We start from the raw sequence: 15,750 nt of genomic DNA, 5'->3' as shown, positions 1-15,750 counted from the left end.
CACCAACCTCCGGAAAGACTCATGATCACATCCAGCGCTCTCGTTTCCCCTGGACTGACGCATGGCTTTTTCACCCGTAAAGGCGGAGTGTCATCAGGCATTTATGAAGGCCTGAATGTTGGCCTTGGGTCAAAGGATAACCGTGATAGCGTTCTGGAAAATCGCAAAAGAGCCGCCAGCGCGCTTGGTGCCGAGGCGGACTGGCTCGCAACGCCTTACCAGATCCACTCGCCAAACGTGATCTCCCTCTCCGCCCCCTTCGCTGAGGGTGCCGATAAGAACGGCGATGCTCTGGTAACCAATCAACCCGGTCTGGCAATTGGTGTTTTGACCGCAGATTGTGGACCTGTCCTCTTTGCAGATAGCCAAGCTGGCGTGGTCGGTGCGGCTCATGCCGGATGGAAAGGCGCAATTGGCGGCGTTCTGGAAAACACAGTCGCTGCCATGGAGGCCTTGGGAGCACGGCGCGAAAACATATCGGCCGTTCTCGGCCCGACCATTTCACAGTCTGCTTATGAAGTCGGCCCGGAATTCTATGATCGCTTTTCAGAGCAAGACCGCGACTGGAAGCACTATTTTATTGCGTCCAGAACCACAGATCATCACATGTTCGATCTTCCAGCTTTCATTATCGACAGGCTGAAACAGGCAGATATTGGCGACGTGCATGCACTGGCGCTTTGCACCTATGCGGATGAAGAGCAGTTCTTCTCCTACCGCCGCACAACACACCGCAAAGAGCCCGACTACGGGCGGCAAATTTCTGCCATCATGCTTTCAGGTGACTAACCATGGCCCTGTATTTTACCCAGCAAGAATTCGACAATCGGTCGGCCAGCCTCTTGAAACGCATGCAGGAGGAGAAGCTGGATGCCATGCTCCTGTTTGCTCAGGAAAGCATGTACTGGCTCACAGGGTATGACACCTTTGGCTACAGCTTCGTTCAATGCCTTGTCGTCAAATCCGACGGATCGAAGGTACTGCTGACAAGGCCTGCCGACCATCGTCAGGCGATGCGGACCTCCAATCTGACTGACATTCGCGCCTGGATCGTCTGGGGGGAATCCAGCCCGATCGGGCAACTCAAGGATTTGTTATTTGACCTCGACCTTCTTGGAGCACGAATTGGGGTCGAATACGAAACCCACGGGATGACCGGCAACATTGCGCTGGAAATTCAGCAGGAGCTGAACAGCTTTGCTGATTTGTCCGACGCGTCACGTATCATTCCGCTTCTGCGCGCCATCAAGAGCGACGAAGAACTGGTCGTCATCCGCAAAGCAGCAGAACTCGCTGACCAAGCCTATGAGGCCGGTTGGGAAGAAATACGCCCGGGCGCAAAGGAGGACACCATTCTGGCCGCTATGCAGTCCGCAGTGTTGGAAGGCGGTGGCGACTATCCCGCCAATGAATTTGTCATCGGCTCTGGACAAGACGCCCTGTTGTGCCGCTATCAAAGCAGCCGCCGAACGCTTCAGACGAACGACCAGATCACGCTGGAATGGGCTGGCGTTTATCGTCACTATCACTGCGCCACCATGCGGACAATTGTGGTCGGCACTCCAACACCGCGCCATCATGAAATGTATGACGCTTGCCGCGCTGCCCTATCAGAGGTCGAAACCGTCCTGCGCCCCGGCAACACCATGGGCGACCTTTTTGAAGCTCACGCACGGACCTTGGATGAACGAGGTATGATGCCCCACCGGCTAAATGCTTGTGGTTACTCATTGGGTGCGCGTTTTGCGCCCACATGGGTGGACAGGCCTATGGCCTACAAGAACAATCCGACCGAGATTGCAAAAAACATGGTTCTGTTTCTTCACATGATCTTAATGGATTCGGTCAATGAAACAGCCATGTCTATCGGTCAAACCTATCTTGTAACCGAGGGCGCGCCTGAGGCCTTGACGAGACACCCTCTCGACCTTCCGATAAAGGCGGGCTAGATGTAGGCCAACTGATTTGCCGGTTCGGCAGGAAAGCAAAAAGACAACTTCCTTTCGCGAGACCTTCATGGCTTCTTCTCCTCTACCCCAGTCCCTCCCTCTGCTGAAAATTCTGACAGCCGTTGTTCTGGGTCTGGTTGCATCGGCATGCCAATCCGATCCGCGCCCACCGGCTGGCATCACACAAACAACTCAACCTGCATTGAGCCCAGCTCCTGTTGTTGCACCAGAATCAGTAACGTTCGCCTTCGAACCATTTACGGGAATGCCGGCTAACAAGGCCGATGAGCTTTCGTCTGAAATTGGCAACGCGGCTGGAAGCGTGGGACTTAATCTCGTTCGCCGCTTGAATGCCAAGGCAACCTATCGGGTGAACGGCTACCTCTCTGCGACAGGCGACACATCCTCCACAACCGTTTTCTATGTATTCGATATTGTGGATGCCAATGGTCGCCGCGTGAAGCGCCTTCAAGGACTTGAAACCATTGGCGGTGTGTCCGGCGATCCATGGTCTGTTGTTGATGCTGCTACCCTTCAGCGGATTGCCCGCCGGACGACAGTAGAAATCGACGCCTGGTTGAAGAAGGCCTGATATCTTAGACGGCAACATGCAGGCTTGCGAAGAAAATTAAGATTCTTTGCATTCCCAGCCCGCGCGCTGTTGTTCTTTTCCAGCCCTGTTGTTACAACGCCGCCGCTACCGACAGTCTGCTTAGCGTGACTGTTGGAGCCCCTTGTATTCGACCCTGACCGGATATTTTTTATGCACCCAGTGCACAAAACATCCGGTGTCGCGCCAAAAGGACTTGCGGCTTATGAAAATCGTCGCGGGCAATTCGAACAGAGCCCTCGCTGAGGAAATCTCCAAATATCTTGATGCACCCCTGGCCAAGTGTCAGGTCCGTCGGTTTGCGGATCAGGAAATCTTTGTGGAGATTCAGGAAAACGTTCGCGGTGAAGACGTTTTTGTCGTCCAACCGACCAGCTATCCAGCCAACGACCACCTAATGGAACTGCTCATCATCATTGATGCATTGCGCAGATCTTCCGCACGTCGGATTACCGCTGTTCTTCCCTATTTCGGGTATGCTCGGCAAGACCGCCGTGCCTCAGGACGTACTCCAATTTCCGCAAAACTGGTTGCCAATCTGATTACCGAAGCCGGTGCCGACCGCATCCTGACCATGGACCTTCATGCCGGTCAGATTCAGGGCTTCTTCGACATTCCGACGGACAACCTGTTTGCAGCGCCTGTCATGACCCGTGACATCAAGGAGCGCTACGCAACTGATAACGTTATGGTCGTTTCTCCGGACGTCGGTGGTGTTGTTCGCGCCCGCGCTTTGGCGAAACGGATCGAAGCCCCGCTCTCCATCGTCGACAAGCGTCGCGACAAGCCTGGAGAATCGGAAGTCATGAACATCATCGGTGATGTGAACGGCTTCGACTGCATTCTCGTTGACGACATTGTCGACAGTGGCGGAACACTTTGCAACGCTGCCGAAGCACTGCTGGCGAAAGGGGCAAAGTCAGTTACAGCCTACATCACGCATGGTGTTCTCTCAGGCGGCGCGGTTGCGCGGGTGACCTCTTCCAAGCTCAAGGAACTGGTGATCACGAATTCGATTGAACCGACAGCAGCGGTGACCGCAGCTCCAAACATCCGTGCGATCTCGATCGCACCGCTGATTGGGGAAGCTATCAACCGGACTGCTCTTGAAAAATCGGTCTCCAGCCTGTTCTTGTAATCAGGCTCGGCGATTGATCATTATTTAAGGGCGATCCGGGTTTCACGGATCGCCCTTTTTGTTATTGCAGCATCATTAGCGAGATTTTTATGGTGGACTTATCCTCAAGCATTGCTGGCCTTTATTCAGGACAACCAGAAGACCGGTGGCCGGACCGCGCACCGTCTGCCATCCGCAAATCCGCTGTCACAGGCCCGATTTCCATCACCACAAATGGCTTTGCTTCAGACCAACAAGCGGACCTGTCGGTCCACGGCGGGCCAGACAAAGCGCTGCATTTTTATTGCGCAGATCACTATCAACACTGGCGCGACACCTATCCGGATACTGATTTTGACTTTGCCCCCGGCAAGTTCGGCGAAAACATCAGCGCAAAAGCCCTGAACGAAAAGAACACCCATCTCGGGGATATTTTTCGGTGTGGAACAGCCCTGATTCAGATTTCCCATGGACGCCAACCTTGCTGGAAGCTGAACTTGCATACCGGCATCCAAACTATGGCCCCGTCATTTCAGAAAACCCTGAAGACAGGATGGTATTTCCGTGTCCTTGAAGAAGGTGTGGCAGAAACAGGCGACCAACTCGACCTAACCGACCGCCCATGCCCAAACTGGCCGCTACACGAAGTTATAGCAGCCCGTTTCAATCCGCGCCTTGATCCTGAGATCGCCGCGCAACTGGCAGCTCTGCCCGAGCTCGCCGGCGTTTGGCGCCAAGCGTTTGAAAAGAAGACAAACGCAAACTTCAAAGAAGATACAAGTCGGCGTTTGAAAGGCTAATCGGCAGTTATTTGCCAAATACACAGCGACTAGCTTGCGTCAGGGCAGGATATCCGTTATACGCGCGCAGCGCCTGCACCCCTGGAGGAGGCGTCGATGGGCTGATACCGAAGTCGAGCAATCCACTCCAAGCTTCGCCAGCCTGTTCCAAAACATCTATAGGAGTTTTGCCATGGCTACCAGCTATGAGCTGAAGGCGTCGGCACGGGACCGCGTGGGCAAGGGGGCCGCTCGGGCACTGCGTCGCGAAGGCCTTCTTCCAGCCGTGATCTACGGCGATAAGAAACCCGCACAGCCGATCACCATTCCGGTGAAAGAAACCACCCTCACCCTGCACAAGGGCGGCTTCCTGACACACATCGGAACCATCGACATTGATGGCGAAAAGCATCAGGTGATCGCAAAGGATTACCAGCTGCATCCGGTTCGTGATGATGTTCTGCACGTTGACTTCCTGCGTGTTTCCAAGAACACAACCCTGACCGTCGACATTCCGGTGACCTTCATCAACGAAGAAACCTGCCCAGGCCTGAAAAAAGGCGGCATGCTGAACGTTGTCCGTCACACTGTCGAGCTGCAGGTTCCTGCAAACGCAATTCCGGAAACACTGGTCTTCGACTTGGCGAAAGTCGACATTGGTGACACGCTGCATATCTCTGCAACGGATCTGCCGGAAGGCGCACAGCCAACCATCACCGATCGTGACTTCACAGTTGCAACACTCGCTGCTCCTGGCGGCGGTGTTCAAGAAGACGACGCTGAAGGCGAAGGCAGTGAAGAGGAAGCAAGCGAATAAGCTTGGTTCTGTAAGATTTGGCGGGAGGCGCGGTCGCCTCTCGCACCCCAAGCAGCCACTTTGGCTGCTTTTTCGTTTTGAGAGCCTTTTCGCTCTGATCATGTGCAACAAAAACAGCCTTCGAGACACATCATGAAACTGATTGTCGGACTTGGAAACCCGGGTTCTAATTACGCAGGCAACCGACACAACATCGGTTTTATGGCAGTGAACGAAATCCACCGGGTTCATTCATCTTTTGCGCCTTGGCGGGCGCGCTTTCAGGCAGAAGTTTCCGAAGGCCGACTGGGCAGCGAAAAAGCTCTCTTGATGAAACCGTCGACCTATATGAACGAATCCGGTCGGGCGGTTGGCGAAGCCATGCGGTTTTACAAGATCGAGCCGGAGGATATTGCTGTCATCTATGACGAGTTGGATCTTCCACCTGCCAAGTTTCGCATGAAGGCTGGCGGAGGGCACGGCGGCCACAATGGATTGCGCTCCATCTCTGCCCATATCGGGCAAGACTATCGCCGTCTACGTCTTGGCATAGGACACCCTGGCGACAAAAAACTGGTCTCGAACTATGTTTTAGGCGATTTCGCCAAGGCGGACAGCGATTGGCTGGAACCTCTCTTGCGCGAAATCGCGGACAATGCAGACATGCTTGCAGCCGGCCAGGACAGTCAATTCGCCAACAAACTGACCTTAGCACTCCAACCGGAAAAAGCTCAGCGCCCGTCAAAAGGTTCGGTTCCCAACAAGCCAAAGCAAATAAGCCACATTCACCAGGCACGCCAGCAGAACTCACCGAACCTTCCCAAAACCGGCCCCATGGCTGACATGCTGAAGAAGCTCTTCGGCGACAAGAGCGAGTAATCTTTTTTTCTAGGGTCAGGACCCATTAATTTGGATGGAATGGTAGGGATGAATTTGTTCGGATACGAGGCGCAAGGCTGAAGGAAACCGTCCGGTTTTCAAAGATTTGCAACGACGTTGCCGGCCAAATTCACCCTATCCCGCAGGGACGTAAAAACAGCTTCGACCTGCTGCGTCAAACCGCTCAACCGGACAAGAAGTCCGCTCGTCGCGCTTTTCCTTGCAGCTCATGGCTTTTTGTCACCCCATTCCAATCAAATTAATGGGTCCTGACCCTAGCTGAAAACCAATCCCAGCCCTGCTAAGAAAGCGGCGAATTTATACGTTGCGTAAGGTGGGCCATGACGACCCTTATTCCGTCTTCAACATATCTGTTGCTCTCCGCGATTGCTGCTTTAGTGCTCTTTCCACAGACAAGCCTCGCCCTTGAGCCGGTGGCGGGAGCCTTTACAGCCTCGAAATCCTGCCCTGCTCTGCTTTCGACAAAGAAGAAGACTAACCCGGGCAACATCATGCTCGAAAGAGGCCGCAGCTATGAGACGCTTGGCCTGAACCGGGTTGGTGGCGACAAACTGCTAATCAAGATTCCGAACGCACCGAAAAGCAGTCAACGCTGGGTGGCACTGGCATGCGGCCAACTAACGGGGACTGCAGCTAAATCTGCAACACCCAAGCCCTCCTCGGAAAAACCCAAGGCCACATCCAAGAGCCTAGAATCAAAAAACAACGTTCTGGCACTCAACTGGCAGTCTTCATTTTGCGAAGACCTACCGCACATCAATGAATGTCGGCAACTCAACAAGGGACGCCTCAAACAGGCAGCCCGCGAGCTCACATTGCATGGGTTGTGGCCCCAACCCCGGGCGAATGAGTACTGCGGCATCTCCCAGTCTCTCAAGGTCCAAGATACACCGTCAAATTGGCGGCGCTTGCCTGACCCAAAGCTCACCCGACGCACCGAACGCGCACTAGAAGCAGCTATGCCGGGCTATCAAAGCCATCTGCACAAACACGAATGGCTCAAACACGGTTCCTGTTATAAGGCCGGTGGCGGAGCCGAAGAATATTTTGACGACTCGCTTTATCTGCTCGATGAAATCAATTCATCGCGGGTAGGCCGCTTTTTCCGGGACAATGTCGGTCACAAAGTAAGCGCCAACGACATCCGCGCAGCCTTCGATGCAGCTTTCGGCAAAGGCGCTGGCAAACGGGTCGAAATCAAATGCGCGCGCGACGGTCAGCGCAAACTCATCACCGAAATCTGGGTCCGGCTTTATGGCACAATTTCCAGAGACACACCGATTGCAGACTTGATTCAAGCGGCACGACCAGCGCGCAAAAGCTGCAATGGCGGCATTCTGGATCGCGCTGGATTGCAGTAGTGATAAGAACGCCTAATCTCTTGCGTTCGTTCACACAGCCTAGGCTTCATACTTTCGACACATCATCCAGCAATTCTTCCCACGTTGTTTTTTCAATTTGAGGAATTGCCTGATGTTTCGTTTTTCCTTTGGCCCTGCTGCCATTGCATCTGCTTTGCTGTTTGCCCCTGCCCCAACGTGGGCGGCAGAAAAGCTGGAAGGGTATTTTATCGCTGAGCAAGAATGCGAGGCCTATCAATCCAAGAACCGCTTCACCAATCCCGGCGGCATAACGACATCCATCCGCCGCGCCTATGACATGATCGCAATCAACAAACCGGGCGGCGACTATTTTCAAATCCGTATCGACGGTGCTCCAGTCACAAATGCCAGATGGGTGCATACATCTTGTGGTGTCCATGTTGTAGCAGCCGAGACAGAAACCGCCCCGGTGCCCCCCGGCTCAAACCCCGTTCAGCCATCTCCGGGCGCAGAATCGACCGAAAATTTGATGACGCTAAGCTGGCAACCGTCATTTTGCGAAATTCGTCCCAACAAGGATGAGTGCGAAGCCCTTAATGCGGGAAATCTTGTTCATGCGACCCGGCAGCTCTCCGTGCATGGCTTGTGGCCTCAGCCCAACGGGAATTTTTACTGCGGCGTCCCAAACAGCATCAAACAGATAGACAAACCGGAAACGTGGGGTGACTTGCCAGAGGTGGACCTTTCCGATGACCTTCGCAATGCACTCAACGTTGCCATGCCTGGCACCCAAAGTCATCTGGACCGGCACGAATGGATCAAACACGGCACCTGTTATCGCGGCGAAGGCGGCGCGGAAGAATACTATGCCGATACGCTTTTGATCACGGATGCCGTCAATTCATCGACTGTCGGACGGTTCTTGCAGGACCACATAGGACAGACCGTTACAGCCGATGACATCCGCTCACGCTTCGATGAGGCGTTAGGGGTGGGGGCCGGAGAAGCTGTTCAAGTCAAGTGCACCTCAGATCAGGGCCGAGTGCTGATTGGAGAACTTTGGGTTCACCTGAAAGGTACCATCTCTCCGACCGCTGATTTGGGCGACCTGATGCGTGCAGCCAGTCCTGTCTCAAAAGGGTGCCCGCAAGGGTTTCTGGACCTTGCAGGCCTGCAATAAACGACAGCAGTCTCACACGTTCGAGCAGGTGGTGTTGCTGCCTGCTTCATTCAATCGGCCAAAACAGCGCGCGAATGCGCCCTCACCGCACCTGCTCTCTTGACCTGACCGCGCCCATCCGGCACATAGCGGCAACACATCAAGAGATCAGACCCGAAAGCGACCACACATGGGATTTCAGTGCGGCATTGTTGGCCTGCCGAATGTCGGTAAGTCCACGCTCTTCAACGCGCTCACCAAGACGGCGGCGGCGCAAGCCGCCAACTACCCGTTCTGCACAATTGAGCCGAACACCGGGGAAGTTGCCGTACCAGACACCCGGCTGAATGCGATCGCCGGGATCGCCGGTTCCAAAGAGATCATCCCGACCCGCATCACCTTCGTGGATATTGCCGGTCTGGTCCGCGGTGCTTCTAAGGGCGAGGGCCTCGGCAACCAGTTTCTGGCCAATATTCGAGAAGTCGACGCCATTGTCCACGTGCTGCGCTGCTTTGAAGATGGCGACATCACGCACGTTGAAGGCAAGGTTGACCCGATTGCCGACGCCGATACGGTTGAGACTGAACTGATGGTCGCCGACATGGAAAGCCTTGAGCGCCGCATCGCGCCACTCAAGAAGAAAGCAACTACGGGCGACAAGGAAGCAAAAGCGGTTCTTCCCATCATGGAAGGTGCGCTTGAATTGCTTCAAGATGGCAAGCTGGCACGGATGTTGGAGGTGGCAGACGCTGAAGAGCAAAAAATGCTCGACGGATTGAACCTCTTGTCCTCCAAACCGGTCCTTTACGTTTGCAACGTTGAAGAAGAGTCTGCTTCTGAGGGCAATGCCCTGTCCGCAAAGGTTCAGGCGAAAGCTGCCGAGGAAGGCGCTGGAGCGGTTGTGATTTCAGCTGCCATTGAAGCGGAAATCTCGCAGCTCGATGCAGAAGAGCAAAAAGACTTCCTCGATACAATCGGCCTTGAAGAACCGGGCCTCGACCGTCTGATCCGCGCTGGCTACGATCTCCTTGGGCTAATCACCTATTTCACCGCGGGTCCAAAGGAAACCCGCGCCTGGACGATTACCGAAGGCACGAAGGCACCGGGCGCAGCTGGCGTCATTCACACTGACTTTGAACGCGGTTTCATTCGCGCCCAGACCATTGGGTATGACGATTATGTCGGCCTTGGCGGAGAAACCGCGGCCAAGGAAGCTGGCAAGGCCCGTGATGAAGGCAAGGAATACATCGTCAAAGACGGCGATGTGATGCTCTTCAAATTCAACACCTGACATTTGAGAGACCGGCTGAACAGCCGGTCTTTTCACTTTCACATACTCATATTCAGCGGAGTTTAGTTGTGAACACAGTTTTTCCCGCACCTCTCCAAGTCACTCTGCCGGTAAAAGATACAGATGATGTTTTTCCAGTTCGACGTGTCTACTGCATTGGCCGGAACTACGCAGCCCACGCCATTGAAATGGGACACGACCCGGACAAGGAGCCACCGTTCTTTTTTCAAAAGAACCCGAACAACCTGACCCCTTCTGGCGAGTTCCCCTACCCGCCCCAGAGTTCGGACGTTCATCACGAGATCGAATTGGCCGTCGCGCTGAAATCCGGCGGCACGAACATTTCGGTAGAGACCGCGCTTGATCACGTCTTCGGTTATGCCGTCAGTCTGGACATGACCCGCCGCGATCTTCAGGCTGATGCCAAAAAAGCAGGCCGCCCGTGGGAAGTCGCCAAGGCGTTTGAGAAATCTGCACCGATTGGAGAAATCGTCCCGGCAACGGAAACCGGTTCTTTTTCGGCAGGCAAGATCAGCCTTATGGTCAACGGCACCGGGTCACAAAATGGCGATCTGAACCAGATGATCTGGAAGGTTCCGGAGATCATTTCCACGCTCTCCGAATATTTCGAACTGGCCGCTGGCGACGTTATCCTGTCCGGCACACCAGCTGGTGTGGGACCAGTGCAAAAAGGTGATGTGATGGTTGGCGAAATCGACGGGTTACCACCGCTCAGGGTTAAGGTCATTTGACCTTAACCCAATAGCACCCTCGCAAAGCAAACAACCGCTTCGCGCGTTGTAATCTCGGCGTCCCGCAAGTCCATGCGGCAGAAAACCGGTTCTAGTTTTCTACGACAACCTTGCCCATCGCCTGACCGCTTCCAAGCCTTGCATAGGCTTCGCCAACACTATCAATAGTGAACTGTTTCTCATCCAGTAGGGACTTTAACCCGCCCGCATCCACGATCGCAGCAATCTCTGCCAGGATTTGGCCGTGTATTTCTCGTTTGTGATCATACAACATCGGGATCAGCATAAAGACGACATGGATCGAAAGGCCTTTGAAGTGCGCTGGTGTCAGATCCAGTTCAAGCAAGGAAACCGTCGTGCTGACATGACCATTTAAAGCAGCAGCTTCAAATGAGTTCGTCATGTTGGCGCCGCCTACGGTATCGTAAACCACGTCGAAACCAGCTCCACCTGTGTGCTGCGAAACGTAGTCTGTCACACTTTCCTGCGTGTAGTTTATTGCTGTCGCTCCATAACCAGCAACAACCTCCGCCTGCTGTGCTCCCGACACTGTGGTGTAAACATCTGCGCCAAATTGCCTGGCGAGCTGAACGGCCAAATGGCCCACTCCGCCAGTACCGCCATGCACGAGCACCTTTTGCCCCTGTTTTACGCCTGCTCGCTTCAAACCTTCGAACGCGGTAATACCAACAAGGGGAAGGCTTGCAGCTTCGCGCATGGTAAGGGATTTGGGTTTGTGGGCTACAAGCTTCGCATCAGCAGCCATGAATTCTGCCAGTGAGCCTTGCAGATCGGCTAAGCCTCCTGCGCAACCATAAACCTCGTCACCTAACGCAAAACCCGTAACCCCTTCCCCAACGGCCTCAACGGTTCCGGCAAAATCCATTCCAAGTATGGCAGGAAGTTCTGGCGAAAGCGGCAGGTCCTTCCCCATATTACGGATCATTGTGTCTACGGTGTTCACACTTGAAGCAGCGACTTTCACCAAAATCTGGCCAGCTTTTGCTTCCGGCATTGGCATTTCGGTTGCTTCAAATTCAGCTGCATCGCCGTATGATCTAAGCACCATTGCTTTCATTGTTTTCGTCTCCAGAGGAAAATGGGTTTCGTTCGTCTGGAAGGAAAATAAATTGAGAAATTCCAATATAAACAGCAGGAAAATGATTTCAGTATTCCGGTATCGGATATAATGATTCAACCTTCCCGAATTTGTTCCCAAAAATTCTGTAATCTCTCCTACGGTACCCCTCATCATTGATTCTGGTCGTCCGTCTGGAGAAATGCGCCTGTGACCTTTGAGCAATCCGCCCTGTTTGCCTTGTTTGGCGTTGTGTTCGCTTTGCTGATTTGGGGGCGAGTTCGGTATGATCTTGTGGCTTTTGCAGCGCTCATTGTCGGGACAATTGCCGGGCTGGTTCCAACGGATAATGTCTTCACCGGCTTTGGTCACCCAGCCGTAGTTATCATTGCGCTGGTACTGATCGTGTCGCGCGGCCTGATGAACTCCGGCGCGATTGAACTCCTTGCAAGCAAGCTGATTTCTGCAGATCGCAGTTTGCCGGGCCATATCGGCATCTTCTCAGTCGCAGGCGCTGGCCTGTCTGCCATCATCAACAATGTGGCTGCATTGGCATTGCTCATGCCGCTGGACATTGAAGCCGCAAAGAAAGCCAGCCGCTCGGTTGGCCTGTCCCTCATGCCGCTCTCCTTTGCCACGATCCTCGGCGGCATGATCACGCTGATCGGGACACCACCCAACATCGTGATTGCCCAATACCGGCAGGACGCCTTGGGTGAGCCGTTCCAGATGTTTGACTTTGCCTGGGTCGGACTGTCGGTCGCCACCGTTGGCATTCTTTTTGTGGCCTTTGTTGGCTGGCGGCTCCTGCCCAAACGCTTTCAGGCGGGCAGCAAAGACGAAGATCCCGTCGAAAGCCTCTATGTTGCTGAATTGAAGATAGCTGAAGCCTCCATCGGTGAAGAGGGAATGACCGTTGGCGATCTTTATCCGCTGGCTGATGACAAGGACATCAACATCGTTGGTCTGATCCGCCATGGGCGGCGCATTCGAGGTTTTGCAGGACGCGAACCTATCAACAAGGATGATTATCTGGTTGTCGAAGGTGACCCCAAAGCCATTGAGGCCTTCATGGGGGCGGCCAAGCTGGAATTTGCAGGGTCCGAAAAGCACAAGGCGGGGATCACTGGCGGCGGTTTGGCCCTTCGCGAGGCCATTGTACCGGACGGGGCCCGCATTGTGGGGCGCAGCGCATTCAGTCTCAGCCTCCTTTATGGTCATGGCGTAACATTGCTTGGCGTCTCCCGACAGGGACGCCATGTTCACAAACGGGTTCGCCATATGGAGATCGAACCCGGCGACGTGCTGCTGCTCTTGGGATCACGCGAGCGCATTGCCACTGCAACGAGCTGGCTGGGTGTTCTCCCGCTTGAAGGCAAGCAGACAGACGTCATGCAGCGTAACAAAGCCAGATTGGCAATTGCCGGATTTGCGCTCGCCATTCTGGCAGCTGTTGCAGGCCTGGTTTATCTACCCGTCGCCCTTGCAGCCTGCACGATCCTTTATGCGGCCAGCGGGCTCGTCAGCGGCTCTGAGGTCTATGAAGCGGTTGAATGGAAGGTGATTGTTCTTCTAGGGTCGCTCATTCCCCTGGGACAGGCCTTCGAGGCGTCAGGAAATGCGCAGCTCATCGCCGATAGCATCGTAACGGTTACCCAAACCGCCCCGGCGTGGGTCACCCTTGCGCTGCTGATGGTGGTGACGATGACGCTGTCTGATTTTCTCAACAATGTGGCCACATGTTTGATTGCAGCGCCCATTGGAGTTCAGATCGCCAACACATTGAATGTGAACCCGGATGCATTTTTGATGGGGGTTGCCGTCTCCGCATCCTGTGCCTTCCTGACCCCCATTGGGCACAAGAACAATACGATCATCATGGGGCCGGGTGGATACAAGTTTGGAGACTATTGGCGAATGGGCTTGCCCTTGGAACTATTGGTCATGGCTGTCGCCCTGCCGGCTATCCTGATCTACTGGCCGCTTTGATAAAATCAGAGCGGCCAGAAGCCCTGACACCTATTTCAGCGGCATGCAGATTTCCGTCAACAGGTCACTCGGCGGTGTTTCCCGCGGATTGTTGAGATAGATTTCCATCGCCGGGGCATCATCAGGCTCACGGCCAGATGATGTAATCCAGGCCCCATAAAGCCACTGATAGGCAGACGCCAATTCAGAATAGGGTCCCTTATGCGTGAGAACCGCATAATCACCCCCGCGCGTCTCAAACCGCTCGACCATGTCATCGAAAGGAAAATCCTCCTCTACGACGATGCCGGCAATTGAATCCAATTCGTTTTCGGGAACAGACGTCGGATCGGAGCAATAGAGCCCGTTCATTGCCCCACATTTGCTGAAGAGGCGATTGACTGCCAAGTAGCCGACCAGTTGCTCAAACTTCTTGGAAATTCCCATATATGGCCCTTTGTGGCGAATACCTCCCAAGGTCTCTGAAGGAATTGAACGAATTTCAACGCTGTACATGGCAGTACCTCCATCATTCACTGTCAGAGCAGCCATAGGGTCCAAATCCTTGAACACCCTGTGGCCACTTCGTTCCCGATAGGCTGCAGGGGTTTGTTGGAAAGCTTGCTTGAAACTCCGGTTGAAGGCCGCCTGACTGCTGTACCCGGCCCGGATTGCAATCTTGTCCAGCGAAAGATCTGTCCGTCCCAAATCAGCCGCCGCGCGAAAGAGGCGCATCCGGCGGACTGTGGCCACAACAGATTCCCCAAAGGTTGATTGCCAAATCCGGTGCCAGTGCCAGGGAGACAGGGCAGCGACATCCGCCAGTGTGTTCAAGTCAAGCGGACCATCCAGATTGTCGCTAATATAATCGATAACACGCGAAAAGCGTTTCATGTAGCTCGGATCTGGTGCAGGCATGATCTGATTTCACTCTGATTTTCAACTGTTTGGAATGTCAGCACCGACAAAAAGATCCTAACAGGCCGCCATTGATAAATCTTGCGGAAGTGAAGCCGCGACACCGTAAGTTTGCGCTCGTCACACAAGCTGACTTGCGCTATCCAAATGGAATGTCAGAAAAACTCCACTTCGAAGATTTTTCAGCTGGTGAAGAGTTTGACCTCGGCCAGAAGGAAGTCACAAAGGATGAAATCATCGAATTCGCCCAAGAGTTCGATCCGCAACCCTTTCATCTGGATGAAAAGGCGGCACAGGCTTCCATGTTGGGAGGCTTGGCTGCGTCCGGCTGGCACACAGCATCGATGACGATGGCACTTCTTGCCAAGAACCTCTTGAACAACAGCACCTGTCAGGGGTCTCCCGGAATAGAAGATCTTGGCTGGAAGGCCCCTGTCTATCCTGGAGATATTTTGAAGGCGACTGCCAAGGTTACACAGGCGCGAGAACTCAAATCCAAACCCGATCTTGGTCTTGTTTCTCTGAAGATTAAGGTCACCAAGCAGGACGGCGCCTTGGTCATGATTCAGGAAAACCCCATCCTTTTCAAAAAACGGGGTGCGGTGTCATGAGCAAATTTCTGGAAGACTACGCGATTGGGGACAGGTTGGACCTTGGCTCCCACCAGTTCACCAAGGAAGAGATCATTCGTTTCGCCTCGAAATACGATCCTCAACCCTTTCACTTAAGCGAAGAAGCGGCATTCAAGACCCATTTTGGCAAGCTCTGCGCATCTGGATGGCACACAGCATCCGTTTACATGAAATTGCTTGTGACCACCCATACACGGCTTCACGCTGAAGCCCTTCAAGAAGGGCGACAACCTGCCCGCTATGGCCCCTCACCCGGCTTTGAAGACTTGAAATGGATGAAACCGGTCTATGCTGGCGACACAATCAGCTACTATTCTGTCGTGGCGGCAACCAGAAATTCGTCAAAGCGCCCGGCGTGGGGTCTTATCTTCGCTGACAATTTTGGTACTAACCAGCAAGGCGATCTGGTGTTCTCATTCAAAAGCAAGGTGTTTCTTGAGCGCCGCCCTCAAATAGCAAACGCTTAGGTTCAGTGTCCG

Annotated in this window: 16 protein-coding genes; 14 read left to right on the top strand and 2 right to left on the bottom strand. The window is 54.0% G+C overall.

The window, feature by feature from the left end; translation table 11 throughout:
* Window positions 1-21: 21 nt before the first annotated feature.
* From pgeF to TRICHSKD4_RS12525, 11 genes are all read left to right on the top strand, one after another.
* Window positions 22-789: a peptidoglycan editing factor PgeF gene (gene pgeF, locus TRICHSKD4_RS12575; protein WP_009759393.1), complete on the top strand. Its 768-nt coding sequence runs from the start codon at window positions 22-24 to the stop codon at window positions 787-789.
* Between the two features lie 2 nt (window positions 790-791).
* Window positions 792-1,949, top strand: coding sequence for a Xaa-Pro peptidase family protein (locus TRICHSKD4_RS12570; RefSeq protein WP_009759392.1), 1,158 nt, complete (start codon window positions 792-794; stop codon window positions 1,947-1,949).
* A 67-nt stretch (window positions 1,950-2,016) separates the two neighbouring features.
* Window positions 2,017-2,541 carry a hypothetical protein gene (locus TRICHSKD4_RS12565; RefSeq protein ID WP_050763424.1) on the top strand — a complete coding sequence of 175 codons (525 nt, stop codon included), beginning with the start codon at window positions 2,017-2,019 and terminating at the stop codon, window positions 2,539-2,541.
* A 223-nt stretch (window positions 2,542-2,764) separates the two neighbouring features.
* Window positions 2,765-3,697: a ribose-phosphate pyrophosphokinase gene (locus TRICHSKD4_RS12560; RefSeq protein WP_040616851.1), complete on the top strand. Its 933-nt coding sequence runs from the start codon at window positions 2,765-2,767 to the stop codon at window positions 3,695-3,697.
* Window positions 3,698-3,786: 89 nt separating this feature from the next.
* Complete coding sequence (locus tag TRICHSKD4_RS12555; protein ID WP_009759389.1) at window positions 3,787-4,476, top strand: MOSC domain-containing protein; 690 nt, start codon at window positions 3,787-3,789, stop codon at window positions 4,474-4,476.
* A 172-nt stretch (window positions 4,477-4,648) separates the two neighbouring features.
* The gene (locus tag TRICHSKD4_RS12550; protein WP_009759387.1) at window positions 4,649-5,272 is read left to right on the top strand and encodes a 50S ribosomal protein L25/general stress protein Ctc; all 624 of its coding nucleotides are present in this window, start codon (window positions 4,649-4,651) and stop codon (window positions 5,270-5,272) included.
* A 132-nt stretch (window positions 5,273-5,404) separates the two neighbouring features.
* A complete protein-coding gene (gene pth / locus TRICHSKD4_RS12545) occupies window positions 5,405-6,130 on the top strand; it encodes an aminoacyl-tRNA hydrolase (protein WP_009759386.1) in 726 nt (241 codons plus the stop codon).
* A 341-nt stretch (window positions 6,131-6,471) separates the two neighbouring features.
* Window positions 6,472-7,512, top strand: a complete 1,041-nt coding sequence (locus TRICHSKD4_RS12540; RefSeq protein WP_009759385.1) for a ribonuclease T(2) — start codon at window positions 6,472-6,474, stop codon at window positions 7,510-7,512.
* A 112-nt stretch (window positions 7,513-7,624) separates the two neighbouring features.
* Window positions 7,625-8,653: a ribonuclease T gene (locus TRICHSKD4_RS12535; protein WP_009759384.1), complete on the top strand. Its 1,029-nt coding sequence runs from the start codon at window positions 7,625-7,627 to the stop codon at window positions 8,651-8,653.
* A gap of 169 nt (window positions 8,654-8,822) precedes the next feature.
* Window positions 8,823-9,923 carry a redox-regulated ATPase YchF gene (gene ychF / locus TRICHSKD4_RS12530; protein WP_009759382.1) on the top strand — a complete coding sequence of 367 codons (1,101 nt, stop codon included), beginning with the start codon at window positions 8,823-8,825 and terminating at the stop codon, window positions 9,921-9,923.
* A gap of 68 nt (window positions 9,924-9,991) precedes the next feature.
* Complete coding sequence (locus TRICHSKD4_RS12525) at window positions 9,992-10,675, top strand: fumarylacetoacetate hydrolase family protein (RefSeq protein ID WP_009759381.1); 684 nt, start codon at window positions 9,992-9,994, stop codon at window positions 10,673-10,675.
* Window positions 10,676-10,766: 91 nt separating this feature from the next.
* Here TRICHSKD4_RS12525 and TRICHSKD4_RS12520 read toward each other — a convergent pair whose 3' ends face one another.
* Entirely contained in the window at window positions 10,767-11,930 is a 1,164-nt protein-coding gene (locus tag TRICHSKD4_RS12520; protein ID WP_371256766.1) for a zinc-dependent alcohol dehydrogenase family protein, read from the bottom strand.
* A gap of 33 nt (window positions 11,931-11,963) precedes the next feature.
* On the opposite strand from TRICHSKD4_RS12520, the gene TRICHSKD4_RS12515 reads away from it, so the two are divergent.
* Window positions 11,964-13,742: an SLC13 family permease gene (locus tag TRICHSKD4_RS12515; RefSeq protein ID WP_009759379.1), complete on the top strand. Its 1,779-nt coding sequence runs from the start codon at window positions 11,964-11,966 to the stop codon at window positions 13,740-13,742.
* Window positions 13,743-13,772: 30 nt separating this feature from the next.
* On the opposite strand, the gene TRICHSKD4_RS12510 is transcribed toward TRICHSKD4_RS12515, so the two are convergent.
* Window positions 13,773-14,639, bottom strand: coding sequence for a GyrI-like domain-containing protein (locus TRICHSKD4_RS12510; protein WP_009759378.1), 867 nt, complete (start codon window positions 14,637-14,639; stop codon window positions 13,773-13,775).
* A gap of 152 nt (window positions 14,640-14,791) precedes the next feature.
* Between TRICHSKD4_RS12510 and TRICHSKD4_RS12505 the strand changes: the two genes are divergently transcribed.
* Both TRICHSKD4_RS12505 and TRICHSKD4_RS12500 read left to right on the top strand, forming a co-directional pair.
* Window positions 14,792-15,250, top strand: coding sequence for a MaoC family dehydratase (locus TRICHSKD4_RS12505; protein WP_040616849.1), 459 nt, complete (start codon window positions 14,792-14,794; stop codon window positions 15,248-15,250).
* The gene (locus TRICHSKD4_RS12500) at window positions 15,247-15,738 is read left to right on the top strand and encodes a MaoC family dehydratase (RefSeq protein WP_009759376.1); all 492 of its coding nucleotides are present in this window, start codon (window positions 15,247-15,249) and stop codon (window positions 15,736-15,738) included. The genes TRICHSKD4_RS12505 and TRICHSKD4_RS12500 overlap by 4 nt, the downstream gene beginning before the upstream one ends.
* The last annotated feature ends 12 nt before the right edge of the window (window positions 15,739-15,750 follow it).

Origin of the sequence: Roseibium sp. TrichSKD4, assembly GCF_000148725.1 — a bacterium.
Taxonomy (GTDB): Bacteria; Pseudomonadota; Alphaproteobacteria; order Rhizobiales; family Stappiaceae; genus Roseibium.
Note: the sequence above shows the minus strand (reverse complement) of the source record. Positions and strands in the feature narration are given on the sequence as shown.

What these genes read in the sequence shown, in the direction of transcription:
- ychF (WP_009759382.1), top strand. Translation starts at nt 8,823, where the DNA reads ATGGGATTTCAGTGCGGCATTGTTGGCCTGCCGAATGTCGGTAAGTCC.
- pth (WP_009759386.1), top strand. Translation starts at nt 5,405, where the DNA reads ATGAAACTGATTGTCGGACTTGGAAACCCGGGTTCTAATTACGCAGGC.
- TRICHSKD4_RS12555 (WP_009759389.1), top strand. Translation starts at nt 3,787, where the DNA reads ATGGTGGACTTATCCTCAAGCATTGCTGGCCTTTATTCAGGACAACCA.
- TRICHSKD4_RS12510 (WP_009759378.1), bottom strand. Translation starts at nt 14,639, where the DNA reads ATGCCTGCACCAGATCCGAGCTACATGAAACGCTTTTCGCGTGTTATC.
- TRICHSKD4_RS12550 (WP_009759387.1), top strand. Translation starts at nt 4,649, where the DNA reads ATGGCTACCAGCTATGAGCTGAAGGCGTCGGCACGGGACCGCGTGGGC.
- TRICHSKD4_RS12570 (WP_009759392.1), top strand. Translation starts at nt 792, where the DNA reads ATGGCCCTGTATTTTACCCAGCAAGAATTCGACAATCGGTCGGCCAGC.
- pgeF (WP_009759393.1), top strand. Translation starts at nt 22, where the DNA reads ATGATCACATCCAGCGCTCTCGTTTCCCCTGGACTGACGCATGGCTTT.
- TRICHSKD4_RS12535 (WP_009759384.1), top strand. Translation starts at nt 7,625, where the DNA reads ATGTTTCGTTTTTCCTTTGGCCCTGCTGCCATTGCATCTGCTTTGCTG.
- TRICHSKD4_RS12505 (WP_040616849.1), top strand. Translation starts at nt 14,792, where the DNA reads ATGTCAGAAAAACTCCACTTCGAAGATTTTTCAGCTGGTGAAGAGTTT.
- TRICHSKD4_RS12520 (WP_371256766.1), bottom strand. Translation starts at nt 11,930, where the DNA reads ATGATGAGGGGTACCGTAGGAGAGATTACAGAATTTTTGGGAACAAAT.
- TRICHSKD4_RS12560 (WP_040616851.1), top strand. Translation starts at nt 2,765, where the DNA reads ATGAAAATCGTCGCGGGCAATTCGAACAGAGCCCTCGCTGAGGAAATC.
- TRICHSKD4_RS12500 (WP_009759376.1), top strand. Translation starts at nt 15,247, where the DNA reads ATGAGCAAATTTCTGGAAGACTACGCGATTGGGGACAGGTTGGACCTT.
- TRICHSKD4_RS12565 (WP_050763424.1), top strand. Translation starts at nt 2,017, where the DNA reads ATGGCTTCTTCTCCTCTACCCCAGTCCCTCCCTCTGCTGAAAATTCTG.
- TRICHSKD4_RS12540 (WP_009759385.1), top strand. Translation starts at nt 6,472, where the DNA reads ATGACGACCCTTATTCCGTCTTCAACATATCTGTTGCTCTCCGCGATT.